The 15744-nt window shown below is 35.7% G+C and carries 13 protein-coding genes; 6 read left to right on the top strand and 7 right to left on the bottom strand.

The annotated features are described in order from the left end of the window. Positions 1-33: 33 nt before the first annotated feature. The 7 genes from rsmG to rpmH form a co-directional block, all read right to left on the bottom strand. Positions 34-753 carry a 16S rRNA (guanine(527)-N(7))-methyltransferase RsmG gene (rsmG, locus tag AC0NJG_RS22010; RefSeq protein WP_001019621.1) on the bottom strand — a complete coding sequence of 240 codons (720 nt, stop codon included), beginning with the start codon at positions 751-753 and terminating at the stop codon, positions 34-36. A gap of 21 nt (positions 754-774) precedes the next feature. Beyond that, the gene (gene mnmG / locus AC0NJG_RS22005) at positions 775-2664 is read right to left on the bottom strand and encodes a tRNA uridine-5-carboxymethylaminomethyl(34) synthesis enzyme MnmG (RefSeq protein ID WP_474063445.1); all 1890 of its coding nucleotides are present in this window, start codon (positions 2662-2664) and stop codon (positions 775-777) included. Positions 2665-2710: 46 nt separating this feature from the next. Next, complete coding sequence (gene mnmE, locus AC0NJG_RS22000; RefSeq protein ID WP_000393772.1) at positions 2711-4087, bottom strand: tRNA uridine-5-carboxymethylaminomethyl(34) synthesis GTPase MnmE; 1377 nt, start codon at positions 4085-4087, stop codon at positions 2711-2713. 226 nt (positions 4088-4313) lie between these two features. Continuing rightward, on the bottom strand, positions 4314-4931 hold the full coding sequence (jag, locus tag AC0NJG_RS21995; protein ID WP_087995275.1) for an RNA-binding cell elongation regulator Jag/EloR: 618 nt from the start codon (positions 4929-4931) through the stop codon (positions 4314-4316). Beyond that, a complete protein-coding gene (gene spoIIIJ / locus AC0NJG_RS21990; RefSeq protein ID WP_474063444.1) occupies positions 4928-5695 on the bottom strand; it encodes a YidC family membrane integrase SpoIIIJ in 768 nt (255 codons plus the stop codon). Before spoIIIJ ends, jag begins: the two co-directional genes overlap by 4 nt. Positions 5696-5747: 52 nt before the next feature. After that, positions 5748-6095, bottom strand: coding sequence for a ribonuclease P protein component (rnpA, locus tag AC0NJG_RS21985; protein ID WP_087955267.1), 348 nt, complete (start codon positions 6093-6095; stop codon positions 5748-5750). A 76-nt stretch (positions 6096-6171) separates the two neighbouring features. Then, complete coding sequence (gene rpmH, locus AC0NJG_RS21980) at positions 6172-6306, bottom strand: 50S ribosomal protein L34 (protein WP_000831901.1); 135 nt, start codon at positions 6304-6306, stop codon at positions 6172-6174. A 565-nt stretch (positions 6307-6871) separates the two neighbouring features. On the opposite strand from rpmH, the gene dnaA reads away from it, so the two are divergent. The 6 genes from dnaA (at position 6872) to gyrA (ending at position 15531) form a co-directional block, all read left to right on the top strand. Then, positions 6872-8212: a chromosomal replication initiator protein DnaA gene (gene dnaA / locus AC0NJG_RS21975; RefSeq protein WP_000428025.1), complete on the top strand. Its 1341-nt coding sequence runs from the start codon at positions 6872-6874 to the stop codon at positions 8210-8212. Positions 8213-8390: 178 nt separating this feature from the next. Further along, positions 8391-9530 (top strand): DNA polymerase III subunit beta, encoded by a 1140-nt coding sequence (dnaN, locus tag AC0NJG_RS21970; protein WP_001212891.1) that lies wholly within the window; start codon positions 8391-8393, stop codon positions 9528-9530. A gap of 127 nt (positions 9531-9657) precedes the next feature. Continuing rightward, positions 9658-9870, top strand: a complete 213-nt coding sequence (gene yaaA, locus AC0NJG_RS21965; RefSeq protein WP_000821367.1) for a S4 domain-containing protein YaaA — start codon at positions 9658-9660, stop codon at positions 9868-9870. Positions 9871-9882: 12 nt separating this feature from the next. Beyond that, positions 9883-11010, top strand: a complete 1128-nt coding sequence (gene recF / locus AC0NJG_RS21960) for a DNA replication/repair protein RecF (protein ID WP_087955268.1) — start codon at positions 9883-9885, stop codon at positions 11008-11010. Between the two features lie 38 nt (positions 11011-11048). Further along, positions 11049-12971 (top strand): DNA topoisomerase (ATP-hydrolyzing) subunit B, encoded by a 1923-nt coding sequence (gene gyrB, locus AC0NJG_RS21955; RefSeq protein ID WP_000435993.1) that lies wholly within the window; start codon positions 11049-11051, stop codon positions 12969-12971. Positions 12972-13059: 88 nt separating this feature from the next. Then, positions 13060-15531, top strand: a complete 2472-nt coding sequence (gyrA, locus tag AC0NJG_RS21950; RefSeq protein WP_001282851.1) for a DNA gyrase subunit A — start codon at positions 13060-13062, stop codon at positions 15529-15531. Positions 15532-15744 lie beyond the last annotated feature (213 nt).

The raw sequence follows: 15744 nt of genomic DNA, 5'->3' as shown, positions 1-15744 counted from the left end.
ATTTATATAATTTAATCTTACGTCTAATAAGATTTATTTTTCAATAGGTAATTTATTGGGTGTTCCCGGTTTGCGTGGATATTTCTTTGGTGTCTTGCGCTTTTTCTCGATTAATAAAATATTACGTTCACTTTCTTCAAACGGTAATTGGAACGTAGACATTTCTTTTAAATCACCGCCTAGCACCTCTAAAGCATACTTGCCATTTTCAATTTCTTCGTTTGCTGCAGCACCTTTCATTGCAATGAATGTTCCCCCAACTTTTACAAGTGGTAAACATAGCTCACTTAATACTGAAAGACGCGCGACTGCACGTGCCATTACAATGTCGTACGCTTCACGTACACCTTCTTTTTTTCCAAATGTTTCAGCACGATCATGACAAAACGCGACGTCACTCAATTCCAACTTTTGTGCTAAATGATTTAAGAAATTAATACGTTTTTGCAATGAGTCTACAATCGTCACTTTTAAATGCGGGAAACAGATTTTTAAAGGAATACTTGGGAATCCAGCTCCTGCGCCAACATCACAAATTGAGAATGGTTTTGAAAAATCGTAATAAAAAGCAGCTGTAATAGAATCAAAAAAGTGTTTTAAATATACTTCCTCTTTTTCCGTAATAGCCGTTAAGTTCATTTTTTCATTCCATTCTACTAATGTTTCGAAGTAGATTTCGAACTGCTCTAACTGTCTAGAAGAGAGGGTGATTCCCTTCTCTTCTAGCATAGATTGAAATTGTTCTATGTTCATCTAACAATATCTCCTTACTATTTATTGGTTCGATACTCGCGCAATTTTTCCTTGTTCAATATACACAAGTAAAATGGAAATGTCCGCTGGATTTACGCCTGATATACGTGAAGCCTGCCCCACTGAAAGTGGACGAACATCTTTCAATTTCTGTCTAGCTTCTGATGCAAGGCTAGAAATCGCATCATAATCAATATCCACAGGGATTTTTTTGTTTTCCATTTTCTTCATACGCTCTACTTGCTGTAAAGATTTTTCGATATATCCTTCGTACTTAATCTGAATTTCAACTTGTTCTGTAACTTCATCACTTAATTCTACTTCACTTGGTACTAAAAGATGGATATGCTCATATGTCATCTCTGGACGACGTAATAAGTCACTTGCACGTATTCCATCTTTCAATTCACTTCCACCAATATTGCGAATTAATTCTTGAACTTCAGGACGTGGTTTAATAATAATGCTACTTAAACGTTCCTTTTCCTGTTCAATTTGTAATTTTTTATTTGTAAATCGCTCATAGCGTTCTTCTTTAATTAATCCAATTTCACGACCAATTTCAGTTAAACGAAGATCCGCATTATCATGGCGTAATAATAGACGATACTCTGCACGAGATGTTAATAAACGATATGGTTCATTCGTCCCTTTCGTTACAAGATCATCAATTAAGACACCAATATAAGCATCCTCACGACCTAAAATAACTTCTTTTTTACCTAAAGAACGACATGCCGCATTAATTCCGGCCATAAGCCCTTGTCCTGCCGCCTCTTCGTAACCAGAAGTTCCGTTAATTTGTCCTGCTGTATATAAATTTTTAATTTTTTTCGTTTCAAGTGTCGGCCATAGTTGCGTTGGCACAATTGCATCATATTCAATTGCATAACCTGTACGCATCATTTCAACTTTTTCTAGACCAGGAATTGTTCTAAGCATATCACGCTGTACGTCTTCTGGTAAGCTTGTGGATAAACCTTGTACGTACACTTCTTGTGTGTTACGTCCTTCTGGCTCTAAGAAAATTTGATGACGTGGTTTATCATTAAACCTTACTACCTTGTCTTCAATTGAAGGACAGTATCTAGGACCTGTTCCCTTAATCATACCAGAATACATAGCTGAGCGATGTAGGTTTTCATCTATTAAACGATGTGTTTCCGTACTTGTATACGTTAACCAACATGGAATTTGATCCATAATAAACTTTGTCGTTTCAAAAGAGAAAGCTCGTGGTTTATCATCACCTGGCTGAATTTCTGTTTTACTGTAATCGATTGTATTACTATTTACGCGCGGAGGTGTACCTGTTTTAAATCTAACAAGATCAAATCCAAGCTCCTCTAAATGTTCCGATAAAGTAATAGATGGTTGTTGATTATTTGGACCACTCGAATATTTTAAATCTCCCATAATAATCTCACCACGTAAAAATGTACCAGTCGTAATTACGACTGTTTTTGCTGTATATTCAGCACCAGCTTGCGTAATTACCCCTTTACATTCGCCATCTTCAACGATTAAACGCTCTACCATTCCTTGGAACAACGTTAAGTTTGGTGTTTCTTCAATTGTTTTCTTTAATTCATGCTGGTAAGAGAATTTATCTGCTTGTGCTCGAAGTGCGCGTACAGCTGGTCCTTTACCTGTATTTAACATACGCATTTGAATATGCGTTTTATCAATGTTGCGTCCCATTTCTCCGCCTAATGCATCAATTTCACGAACAACAATCCCTTTTGCTGGTCCACCAACAGAAGGGTTACATGGCATAAACGCTACCATATCTAAGTTAATTGTTAACATTAATGTTTTGGAGCCCATTCGTGCTGCCGCAAGACCAGCTTCACATCCTGCATGACCTGCACCGATTACTATGACATCGTATGAACCGGCATTGTATCCCATTGTTTATTCCTCCTAATAATCTCTATCTTTCTGAAACATCACTATATTATTTTCCTAAACAAAATTGAGAGAACAACTGGTCAATTAGGCTTTCATGAACGGTATCACCAGTAATTTCACCAAGTATTTCCCACGTTCTTGTTAAATCAATTTGCACCATATCAATTGGAACACCATTTTCTATCGCCTCAATTGCATCTCCAATTGTTTTTCCTGCTTGTGTTAATAATCCAATATGTCTCGCGTTAGAAACATATGTTACATCTGCAGAATCAATTGTTCCTTCAAAGAATAAATCAGCGATTGCCGTTTCAAGCTCATCTATTCCTTGTTCCTCAATTAACGACGTTGTAATAATACGATTCCCCGCTGCCAATTCTATAACACGTTCCATATCAATTGCTTGCGGTAAATCTGTCTTATTTACAATAACAATGAAATCTTTTCCTTGTACGGCACGGAATAGATCTTCATCCTCATTTGTTAAAGCTTCGCTATAATTAACGACAACTAGCACTAAGTCAGCTTGACTCATCATTTCTTTTGAACGCTCTACACCAATTCGTTCAACAACATCTTCTGTTTCACGAATTCCAGCTGTATCTATAAGTTTAAGTGGTACACCACGCACATTAACGTACTCTTCAATAACATCACGAGTTGTTCCTGCAATATCAGTTACAATTGCCTTTTTCTCCTGAACGAGACTATTTAATAGCGATGATTTCCCAACATTAGGTCTACCGATAATTGCAGTAGCAATACCTTCACGTAAAATCTTTCCTTGCTTTGATGTTTCTAATATTTTTGCAATTTCAGCACGAACATGTGTAGCTTTCTCAATTAAGATATTATGTGTCATTTCTTCCACATCATCATATTCCGGGTAATCTATGTTTACCTCAACATGAGCTAACGTTTCTAATATATCCTGACGCAGACGGCCGATTAATTTAGATAATCGTCCTTCCATTTGATTAATCGCTACGTTCATTGCTCGATCTGTTTTTGCACGGATTAAGTCCATAACAGCTTCTGCTTGTGATAAATCAATACGGCCATTTAAAAAAGCACGTTTTGTAAATTCACCAGGCTCCGCTAATCGTACTCCTTGCGCTAAAATAAGCTGCAATACTTTATTTACCGAAACAAGTCCACCGTGACAGTTAATTTCTACTATATTTTCACGTGTAAAAGTCCTTGGTGCACGCATAATAGACACCATTACTTCTTCAATAACCTGATTTGTATCTAAATCAACAATATGACCATAATGAATTGTGTGAGAAGGAACCTCTGTTAAATCCTTCCCTTTAAAAATACGATTAACTTTTTCAACCGCATCATCCCCACTTACTCGAACAATGGCAATTGCACCCTCTCCAAGCGCTGTGGAAATCGCGGCAATTGTATCAAATTCCATGTCCTTTCACCTCACTTGCTTATTTATCTCTATTTCAACATGATTATTTTCTTCACTAAATTATTAGAATACCATAACGAACCTATCTACAAAAGAATAATAACTCATTTTATTATGTCCTCATGTAAAAAACACTAAACTTATTCACAGTGGATAAGTTTAGTGTTTTTTAGTTATCCACACCTATTTTCCCCTCAAAAAAACCGGCACTCAATTGAGTAACCGGTCACTTGGAAGATATTACAACATGTCGATGTGGTTCTTTTCCTTCAGAAGTTGTAATGATATTTTGATGATTAGATAATGCTTGATGGATAATCTTTCGTTCAAAAGATGGCATAGGCTCCAATACAACTCTTTTTTTCGTACTTACTACTTGTTTGGCTAATCGATAAGAAAGTACTTCTAACGTAGCTTTTCTTTTACTACGATAATTTTCAGCATCTAGTGTGATACCAATGTACTGCTTCGTATTGCGATTCGCCACAAGCTTTGTTAAATACTGTAAAGAGTTCAAGGTGTTTCCTCTTTTTCCAATCAAAACACCTATATTTTCGCCAGAAATTGTAAATTCAACTTCGCGTCCTTTTACAATTTTACTAATCTCAGCTTCTACACCCATATCGTGAATAACATTTTTTAAATATTCTTCACATTCTTGAATTGGGTCTTTCTTCAATACAACTTCTACTACTGCAGGTCGGTTCCCAAATAAACCTAAGAATCCTCTTTTACCTTCATCGATAATATTTATATCTACTCGGTCTTTTGAAGCATTTAATTGCCTTAAAGCATCCTCTACTGCCTGCTCAACTGTTTGACCTTTAGCAGTGATTACACTCACTTGCCTGATCCCTCAGCCTTACTAGCCTTAATTTCTGGCCCTTTGATAAAATACATTTGAGCGATACCAAAGATATTACCAACAACCCAGTAAAGTGATAATGCAGCTGGGAAGTTAATTGCAAAGATTAAAATCATAATCGGCATAAGCCAAATCATCATTGCCATTTGTGGATTTTGACCAGCAGTTCCTGCCATTGCAAGCTTTTGCTGAATAAATGTCGTAATCGCTGCAACAACCGGTAAGATATAGTAAGGGTCTGCCTGTCCTAAATCAAACCATAAAAATGTATGTTTACTAATTTCTGATGTTCTCATAATCGCATGATAAAATGCGAATAAAATAGGCATCTGAACAAATATTGGTAAACAACCGGCTAATGGATTTACACCATTTTTTTGATATAGCTGCATCATTTCTTGTTGTAATTTTTGCTGTGTCGCTTGGTCTTTCGAGCTATATTTCTCTTTTAACTTTACCATTTCTGGTTGTAACGCCTGCATAGCTTTCGTACTCTTCGTTTGCTTAATCATTAATGGTAATAATGCAAAACGAATAATAAGGGTCGTAATAACGATCGCTAAACCGTAATTATCACCAAGCCATGTCGCAAAATACGTGATTAACTGAGAAAGCGGGTATACGAAATATTCATTCCAAATCCCAGTGCTCTTCGATGTAATCGGCTGACTCGTTTCACTACAGCCGGTAGCAATTGCCATTAATGTAATAACCATGGCCAGTAAACCTATTTTCTTTTTCAAAGCCTGCTCCTCCTTGTTTCGGTATGTATATAGTGTAATTCATTTCCTTACGCTACTTTTTTATTCTTTTCATACCAGAGCGTTTAAAGACATGAATTAAGCTTTTCTTTACTTCTTCATATGTCATCTCTGCACAAGGCTTCCTTGCTATTATAACAAAATCTTTTCCAGAATCTATCTCATCTTGTAATTCTGTGATCGACTGGCGAATCATACGTTTAATTCGGTTACGCACTACTGCATTTCCTATTTTCTTGCTGACAGAAAGGCCAATACGAAAGTTTGGCTGCTCTTCTTTATCTAGTTGATACACAACAAATTGACGATTCGCATTCGATTTTCCTTTTTGAAAAACCGTCTGGAATTCATCATTCTTTTTTATACGATGTTTTTTCTTCATATCAATTGACACTCCTGTAGTTCATCAGCGGAAATTCACTATTATTAGAAAAAAAGACCACTGAACGATCAGTGGTCTACGCAGATAATACTTTTCTTCCTTTACGACGACGAGCTGCTAGCACTTTACGTCCGTTCGCTGTGCTCATACGGCTGCGGAAACCATGTACTTTGCTGCGCTTACGTTTATTTGGTTGGTAAGTTCTTTTCATTATATGACACCTCCCTGAGGAATATCTGTTAAAGACAGTCTTATAAATTATAGTTAATCAACTAGGAAAATGTCAATGGTTCTAGAAATTTTCATCAAATATTCATTTTGAACCTATTCACATACTTTTTCACAGACGCTATATTTCCTTGTGGATAAATGTTTTTTCATGTTTTTTATATCCACAAACTCTTTTCGTACTTTTACACAGTATATCGTGTTGTGGACAAGTTTATTCCACAAGGTATTGATTTTGTGGATAACTTTCTTAATTTCATTGCTATAGCTACTTTTTTTTGATATTATAGTTGTGTTTTCACTTTGAATAAGTTTTCCACATCTTTATCTTATCCACAATTTGTGTATAACATGTGGACAGTTTTAATCACATGTGGGTAAATAATTATCCACATTTGCTTTTTTTGTCGAAAACCCTATCTCATATACAAACGACGTTTTTAGGTTTTAAAATACGTTTCGTATAAATATACATTTTATATTTATTCGGGTTGTACATTTGTTGCGCAACCTTATTCTTTTACCATCTTAGTAAAGGAGGGACACCTTTGGAAAACATCTCTGATTTATGGAACAGCGCCTTAAAAGAACTAGAAAAAAAGGTCAGTAAACCAAGTTATGAAACATGGTTAAAATCAACAACCGCACATAATTTAAAGAAAGACGTATTAACAATTACGGCTCCAAATGAATTCGCCCGTGATTGGTTAGAATCTCATTATTCAGAGCTAATTTCAGAAACACTTTATGATTTAACAGGGGCAAAATTAGCTATTCGCTTTATTATTCCCCAAAGTCAAGCTGAAGAGGAGATTGATCTTCCTCCTTCTAAACCGAATTCAGCACAAGATGATTCTAATCATTTACCACAGAGTATGCTAAACCCAAAATATACGTTTGATACGTTTGTTATTGGCTCTGGTAATCGTTTTGCTCACGCTGCTTCATTGGCAGTAGCCGAAGCGCCAGCTAAAGCATATAATCCCCTCTTTATTTATGGGGGAGTTGGACTTGGAAAGACCCATTTAATGCATGCAATTGGTCATTATGTAATTGAACATAACCCAAATGCGAAAGTTGTATATTTATCATCAGAAAAATTTACAAATGAATTTATTAATTCTATTCGTGATAATAAAGCAGTCGATTTTCGTAATAAATACCGCAATGTGGATGTTTTATTGATAGATGATATTCAATTTTTAGCGGGAAAAGAACAAACTCAAGAAGAGTTTTTCCATACATTCAATGCATTACACGAAGAAAGTAAACAAATTGTAATTTCCAGTGATCGGCCACCAAAAGAAATTCCAACTTTAGAAGATCGTCTTCGTTCTCGCTTTGAATGGGGACTCATTACGGATATTACGCCACCAGATTTAGAAACACGAATTGCAATTTTGCGCAAAAAGGCAAAGGCTGAAGGACTTGATATACCAAATGAGGTCATGCTTTATATTGCAAATCAAATCGATTCAAATATTCGTGAACTAGAAGGTGCACTCATCCGAGTTGTAGCTTATTCATCTTTAATTAATAAAGATATTAATGCTGATTTAGCAGCTGAAGCACTTAAAGATATTATTCCAAATTCTAAACCAAAAATTATCTCCATTTATGATATTCAAAAAGCTGTCGGAGATGTTTATCAAGTAAAATTGGAAGATTTCAAGGCGAAAAAACGAACGAAATCAGTTGCCTTTCCTCGCCAAATTGCAATGTATTTATCACGTGAACTGACAGACTCCTCCTTACCTAAAATAGGTGAAGAATTCGGTGGACGCGATCATACAACCGTTATCCATGCTCATGAAAAAATTTCTAAGCTACTTAAGACGGATACGCAATTACAAAAGCAAGTTGAAGAAATTAACGATATTTTAAAGTAGTAGCTGAATAGTGTGAATAACTTTCCTTGTTTTACGCACAGTCTATCCACATGTAGATAGACTGTTTTTACATCCTTTAACGGGGTTATCCACATATCCACAAGCCCTATTACTATTACTACTATTTTTTATCTTTATTAATTAAATAAAATCTTATACTTACCGGAGGTTTTTCTTTATGCGTTTTACAATACAAAAAGACTATCTTGTAAGAAGTGTACAAGATGTAATGAAGGCTGTTTCTTCTCGTACAACAATTCCGATCCTTACAGGAATTAAAGTTGTCGCTACGGAAGAAGGAGTTACATTAACAGGAAGCGATGCTGATATTTCGATTGAATCTTTTATCCCAGTTGAAGAGGATGGAAAAGAAATCGTAGAAGTAAAACAATCAGGAAGTATTGTTTTACAGGCGAAATATTTTAGTGAAATTGTAAAAAAATTACCTAAAGAAACTGTAGAAATTTCTGTAGAAAATCATTTAATGACAAAAATAACTTCTGGGAAATCAGAGTTTAATTTAAATGGTTTAGATTCTGCAGAATATCCGTTGTTACCACAAATTGAAGAACATCATGTTTTTAAGATTCCGACGGATTTACTTAAACATATGATCAGACAAACTGTATTTGCAGTTTCCACTTCTGAAACAAGACCGATCTTGACAGGTGTAAACTGGAAGGTATATAACAGCGAACTAACTTGCATTGCTACAGATAGTCACAGGTTAGCTCTTCGAAAAGCAAAAATTGAAGGCATTGCAGATGAATTCCAAGCAAATGTTGTTATTCCGGGGAAAAGCTTAAATGAATTAAGCAAAATTCTAGATGAGTCTGAAGAAATGGTAGATATCGTTATTACGGAGTATCAAGTATTATTCCGTACAAAACATTTATTATTCTTCTCAAGATTGTTAGAAGGAAATTATCCTGATACAACTCGCTTAATTCCAGCGGAGAGTAAAACAGATATTTTTGTAAATACAAAAGAATTTTTACAAGCGATTGATCGTGCATCTCTGTTAGCAAGAGATGGTCGTAATAATGTTGTAAAATTATCAACTTTAGAGCAGGCAATGCTAGAAATTTCTTCGAATTCACCAGAAATCGGAAAAGTAGTAGAAGAAGTTCAATGTGAAAAAGTAGATGGGGAAGAGTTAAAAATATCTTTTAGTGCAAAATATATGATGGATGCACTAAAAGCATTAGATAGTACTGAAATTAAGATTAGCTTTACTGGAGCAATGAGACCATTCTTAATTCGTACAGTAAATGATGAATCCATTATTCAATTAATTTTACCGGTTCGTACTTACTAAGTAAGAAATAAGGGTTGCTAGTTTTCAGATGCTAGTAGCCCTTATTTGATTTTTGGGTATTACTTTCCTAATGTTAGTTTATTTAGTACAATGAAAGAATGAACACTTTCAGAAAGTGAGCGATTTTATGAAACGTATTAAAATTTCAACAGAGTATATTACACTAGGACAATTTTTAAAGTTAGCCGATGTAATTGATACAGGTGGCGCTGTAAAATGGTTTTTACAAGAATATGAAGTGTACGTGAATCAAGAACTTGAAAATAGAAGAGGTCGCAAACTATATGCGAACGATATTATTGAAATTCCAGGAAGCGGAAGTTTCCAAGTTCAATCATAAAGGGGGAGCCCTTTGTTTATTTCAGAAATACAATTAAAAAACTATCGCAATTATGAAAATTTAGAGCTTTCCTTTGAAGATAAGGTAAATGTAATTATCGGCGAGAATGCGCAAGGGAAAACGAATTTGATGGAAGCTATTTATGTTTTAGCGATGGCGAAATCTCATAGAACCTCTAATGATCGCGAGCTTATCCGTTGGGATGAAGATTTCGGTCAAATTAAAGGAAAGCTACAAAAGAGAAATAGTTCTTTGTCTTTGGAATTAAATATCTCGAAAAAAGGCAAAAAGGCAAAATTAAATCAACTTGAACAACAAAAATTGAGTCAATATATTGGCGTGATGAATGTTGTCATGTTTGCCCCAGAAGATTTAAATCTTGTAAAAGGAAGCCCTCAAGTAAGAAGACGCTTTTTAGATATGGAATTAGGCCAAATAGCTCCGGTCTATTTGTATGAATTGAGTCAATATCAAAAGGTGCTCACACAACGAAATCACTTGCTGAAAAAGATGCAAGGGAATAGTAAGAATGAGGAAACGATGTTGGATGTATTTACACTTCAACTTATTGAGCATGGTACAAAAATTTTGCAAAAACGCTTTGAATTTTTGCATTTACTACAAGAATGGGCAGCTCCAATTCATCGTGGTATAAGCCGTGGGCTAGAAGAATTAGAAATTGTCTATAAACCGAGCGTAGATGTATCAGAATCAATGGATTTGTCGAAAATAAAAGAAGTATACTATGAAAGTTTTCAATCCGTGAAACAACGTGAAATTTTCCGTGGTACGACTTTAATTGGTCCTCATCGTGATGATTTACAATTCTTCGTTAATAGTAAAAATGTTCAAGTCTTTGGTTCGCAAGGACAACAACGAACGACCGCACTGTCCCTAAAATTAGCTGAAATTGAATTGATTTACTCAGAAGTTAAGGAATATCCGATTCTTCTATTGGATGATGTATTATCAGAATTAGATGATTATCGTCAATCGCATCTGTTAAATACAATTCAAGGAAAAGTGCAAACATTTGTGACAACGACGAGTGTCGACGGAATTGAACACGAAACATTAAAAGAAGCGAAAACAATTCATGTAACGAACGGCACGGTAGATTGTGAAATAGATAGGGCGTAATCCCTGTTTAAATGGAAAAGTAGGTGATCTTTGTGTCAATGGAACAAAAGCAAATGCAAGAAAATTCATATGATGAAAGTCAAATACAGGTACTTGAAGGACTAGAAGCAGTTCGAAAACGCCCTGGTATGTATATTGGATCTACAAGCGGAAAAGGACTTCACCATCTTGTATGGGAAATCGTCGATAATAGTATTGATGAGGCACTTGCAGGGTACTGTGATGAAATTAACGTTAGTATCGAAGAAGATAATAGTATTCGTGTAACGGATAATGGACGTGGTATTCCAGTTGGTATACAAGAAAAAATGGGACGTCCTGCTGTAGAAGTTATTATGACCGTTCTTCATGCTGGTGGTAAGTTTGGCGGCGGCGGTTATAAAGTTTCTGGTGGTTTGCATGGTGTTGGGGCATCTGTAGTAAATGCCCTATCAACAGAACTAGAGGTATTTGTACATCGTGAAGGTAAAATCCATTATCAAAAATACGAAAGAGGTATTCCAGTTGCGGATTTAAAAGTCATTGGTGACACAGATCAAACAGGAACGATAACTCGATTTAAACCAGATCCAGAAATTTTTCAGGAAACAACAGTATACGAATTTGATACGCTAGCAACTCGTATGCGTGAATTAGCATTTTTAAATCGTAATATTAAATTGACGATTGAAGATAAACGTGAACATAAGCAAAAGAAAGAATTCCATTATGAAGGTGGAATTAAATCATACGTTGAGCATTTGAATCGCTCAAAACAACCAATCCATGAAGAACCTGTATATGTAGAAGGATCAAAAGATGGTATTCAAGTTGAGGTCTCCTTACAGTATAACGAAGGATATACAAATAATATTTACTCATTTACGAATAACATTCATACGTATGAAGGTGGAACACATGAAGTTGGGTTTAAAACAGCTTTAACTCGTGTGATTAACGATTATGGACGTAAAAATAGTATTTTAAAAGATGCAGACAGTAACTTAACGGGTGAGGATGTTCGTGAAGGTTTAACTGCAATTGTATCAATTAAACATCCAAACCCACAATTTGAAGGACAAACGAAGACGAAACTTGGGAATAGTGAAGCGAGAACGATTACAGAGTCTGTGTTTTCAGAGGCATTTGAAAAGTTCTTACTAGAAAACCCAAATGTTGCACGAAAAATCGTAGAAAAAGGTACGATGGCAGCACGTGCACGTGTTGCAGCAAAAAAAGCGCGTGAATTGACACGCCGCAAGAGTGCATTAGAAGTTTCAAGTTTACCTGGTAAATTAGCAGATTGTTCTTCGAAAGATCCAGCAATTAGTGAAATTTACATTGTAGAGGGTGACTCTGCAGGCGGATCAGCAAAGCAAGGTCGTGACCGTCACTTCCAAGCGATTTTACCGCTAAAAGGTAAAATTATTAACGTTGAAAAAGCAAGATTAGATAAAATTTTATCTAACGATGAAGTGCGTACAATTATTACTGCAATTGGTACGAACATTGGCGGAGATTTTGATATTGAGAAAGCTCGTTATCATAAAGTTATTATTATGACAGATGCCGACGTAGATGGTGCGCATATTCGTACCCTATTATTAACGTTCTTCTATCGTTATATGCGTCAAATTATTGAACATGGTTATATCTATATTGCACAGCCACCGTTGTTTAAAGTACAACAAGGTAAAAAAATTCAATATGCTTATAATGAGAAAGAGCTTGAAAAGATTTTAGCTGAATTACCAGCTCAACCGAAACCTGGTATCCAACGTTACAAAGGTTTAGGAGAAATGAATCCAACTCAGCTTTGGGAAACAACAATGGACCCAGAAGTACGTTCATTACTTCAAGTTTCCCTTCAAGATGCAATTGAAGCAGATGAAACATTTGAAATTTTAATGGGGGATAAAGTAGAGCCACGTCGTAACTTTATCCAAGAAAATGCAAAATACGTGAAAAACCTTGATATTTAAATGAGTAATGACAGGAATCTGAGTATTCCTGTCTTCTACATATAAATCAATGTATGTGTAACGGAAATGTAAGAGGAGGTGCTCGTTGATGTCAGACAATCAACAACAAGCACGAATTCGAGAAATTAATATTAGTCATGAAATGCGTACCTCATTTTTAGATTACGCAATGAGTGTTATCGTATCTCGTGCATTACCAGATGTTCGTGATGGATTAAAACCTGTGCATCGTAGGGTTTTATATGCGATGAATGATTTAGGAATTACGGCTGATAAAGCGTATAAGAAATCAGCACGTATTGTTGGTGAAGTAATCGGTAAGTATCACCCTCATGGTGATTCAGCTGTTTATGAAACAATGGTACGTATGGCGCAAGATTTCAGTCAACGTTATATGCTTGTTGATGGGCATGGTAACTTTGGATCTGTCGATGGAGATTCAGCGGCAGCAATGCGTTATACAGAAGCAAGAATGTCTAAAATCTCTATGGAATTAATACGTGATATTTCAAAAAATACGATTGATTATCAAGATAACTATGATGGTTCTGAAAGAGAGCCAATTGTATTACCAGCGCGTTTTCCTAACTTACTAGTAAATGGTACGACAGGTATTGCAGTTGGTATGGCAACGAATATTCCGCCGCATCAACTTGGCGAAGTAATTGATGGCGTATTGGCATTAAGTCATAATCCCGATATTACTATTGCAGAATTAATGGAGTGCATTCCAGGACCAGATTTCCCAACGGCAGGTTTAATTTTAGGAAGAAGTGGTATTCGTAGAGCGTATGAAACAGGACGCGGTTCTATTATACTTCGTGCTAAAGTTGAAATTGAAGAGAAGTCAAATGGCAAACAATCTATTATCGTAACGGAACTACCTTATCAAGTGAATAAGGCGCGATTAATTGAAAAAATTGCAGAGTTAGTTCGCGATAAGAAAATTGAAGGTATTACAGATTTACGTGATGAATCAGATCGAAATGGTATGCGTATTGTTATGGAAGTACGTCGTGATGCCAATGCTAATGTATTATTAAATAACTTATATAAACATACAGCACTTCAAACAAGTTTTGGTATTAACATGCTGTCTCTTGTAAATGGAGAGCCACAAGTGCTGAACTTAAAACAAAATTTATATCATTACTTGGAACATCAAAAGGTAGTAATTCGTAGGCGTACAGCTTATGAACTAGAAAAAGCAGAAGCGCGTGCTCATATTTTAGAAGGATTACGAATTGCCTTAGACCATCTGGATGAAGTTATTACATTAATTCGTAGTTCGAAAACGGCGGAAATTGCAAAGCAAGGTTTAATGGAACGTTTCGGCTTAAGTGAAAAACAAGCGCAAGCTATTTTAGATATGCGTTTGCAACGTTTAACAGGTTTAGAACGCGAAAAGATTGAACAAGAATATCAAGATTTAATGAAGTTGATCGCTGAATTAAAAGCAATCTTAGCAGATGAAGAAAAGGTTCTTGAGATTATTCGTGAAGAATTAACGGAAGTAAAAGAACGCTTCAATGATAAGAGACGCACAGAAATTACAATTGGTGGTATGGAGTCTATTGAAGATGAAGACTTGATTCCAGAACAAAATATCGCTATTACGTTAACTCATAATGGTTATATTAAGAGGTTACCAGCTTCTACGTACAAAACACAGAACCGTGGTGGACGTGGTGTACAAGGAATGGGAACAAATGATGATGATTTCGTAGAGCATTTATTAACTACTTCTACGCATGATCATATCCTATTCTTCACTAATAAGGGGAAAGTATACCGTACGAAAGGATATGAAATCCCAGAGTATAGTCGTACAGCGAAAGGTATACCTATTATTAACTTATTAGGTGTAGATAAGGGTGAATGGATTAACGCCATTATTCCAATTCGTGAATTTGGTGACGATGAATTCTTATTCTTCACAACAAAACAAGGCATCTCTAAGAGAACACCACTTTCATCATTTGCGAATATCCGTACAAATGGTTTGATTGCAATCTCTCTTCGTGAAGAGGATGAAGTAATATCTGTACGTTTAACATCTGGTGATAAGGATATTATTGTAGGAACAAGCAATGGTATGTTAATTCGTTTTAACGAGCAAGATGTGCGTTCTATGGGACGTAATGCGGCTGGTGTAAAAGCAATTACATTAGGTGAAGAGGATCAAGTTGTAGGTATGGAAATTGTCGAAGAGGATGTAAATGTTTTAATTGTAACGAAAAATGGTTATGGAAAACGTACCCCGATTGATGAATACCGTCTACAAAGCCGTGGTGGTAAAGGTCTGAAGACTTGTAATATTACAGATAAAAACGGTAAATTAGTAGCTGTTAAATCTGTAACAGGTGAAGAAGATATCATGTTAATTACAGCAGCAGGTGTTATTATTCGTATGCCAGTTGATCAAATCTCTCAAATGGGACGTAATACACAGGGTGTTCGTCTAATTCGACTAGAGGATGAGCAAGAGGTAGCGACAGTAGCAAAAGCACAAAAAGATGATGAGGAAGAAACGAGCGAAGAGGTTTCTTCAGAAGAATAAGAGGGGAGATATCTCCCCTCTTTATTTTTTTATAATAATACTTGCATAGGGGAGAGAAAGTCTATATAATAGGCAGAGTCAGCAAATGAGAGATACAAGTTATCGAAAAAACTTGTTGACGAAAATAATATACTATGATATATTATAAAAGTCGCTGAAACGCGATGTTGAACTTTGAAAACTAAACGAAACAAACAACGTGAAACGTCAATT

It is taken from the genome of Bacillus sp. SSR7 (assembly GCF_055902415.1).
This window is presented reverse-complemented; position numbering and strand designations above follow the sequence as displayed.

Excerpts from the sequence above, each read along its gene's own strand:
- rsmG (WP_001019621.1), bottom strand. The coding sequence starts at position 753 with ATGAACATAGAACAATTTCAATCTATGCTAGAAGAGAAGGGAATCACC.
- mnmG (WP_474063445.1), bottom strand. The coding sequence starts at position 2,664 with ATGGGATACAATGCCGGTTCATACGATGTCATAGTAATCGGTGCAGGT.
- mnmE (WP_000393772.1), bottom strand. The coding sequence starts at position 4,087 with ATGGAATTTGATACAATTGCCGCGATTTCCACAGCGCTTGGAGAGGGT.
- rnpA (WP_087955267.1), bottom strand. The coding sequence starts at position 6,095 with ATGAAGAAAAAACATCGTATAAAAAAGAATGATGAATTCCAGACGGTT.
- rpmH (WP_000831901.1), bottom strand. The coding sequence starts at position 6,306 with ATGAAAAGAACTTACCAACCAAATAAACGTAAGCGCAGCAAAGTACAT.
- dnaN (WP_001212891.1), top strand. The coding sequence starts at position 8,391 with ATGCGTTTTACAATACAAAAAGACTATCTTGTAAGAAGTGTACAAGAT.
- yaaA (WP_000821367.1), top strand. The coding sequence starts at position 9,658 with ATGAAACGTATTAAAATTTCAACAGAGTATATTACACTAGGACAATTT.
- gyrB (WP_000435993.1), top strand. The coding sequence starts at position 11,049 with ATGGAACAAAAGCAAATGCAAGAAAATTCATATGATGAAAGTCAAATA.
- gyrA (WP_001282851.1), top strand. The coding sequence starts at position 13,060 with ATGTCAGACAATCAACAACAAGCACGAATTCGAGAAATTAATATTAGT.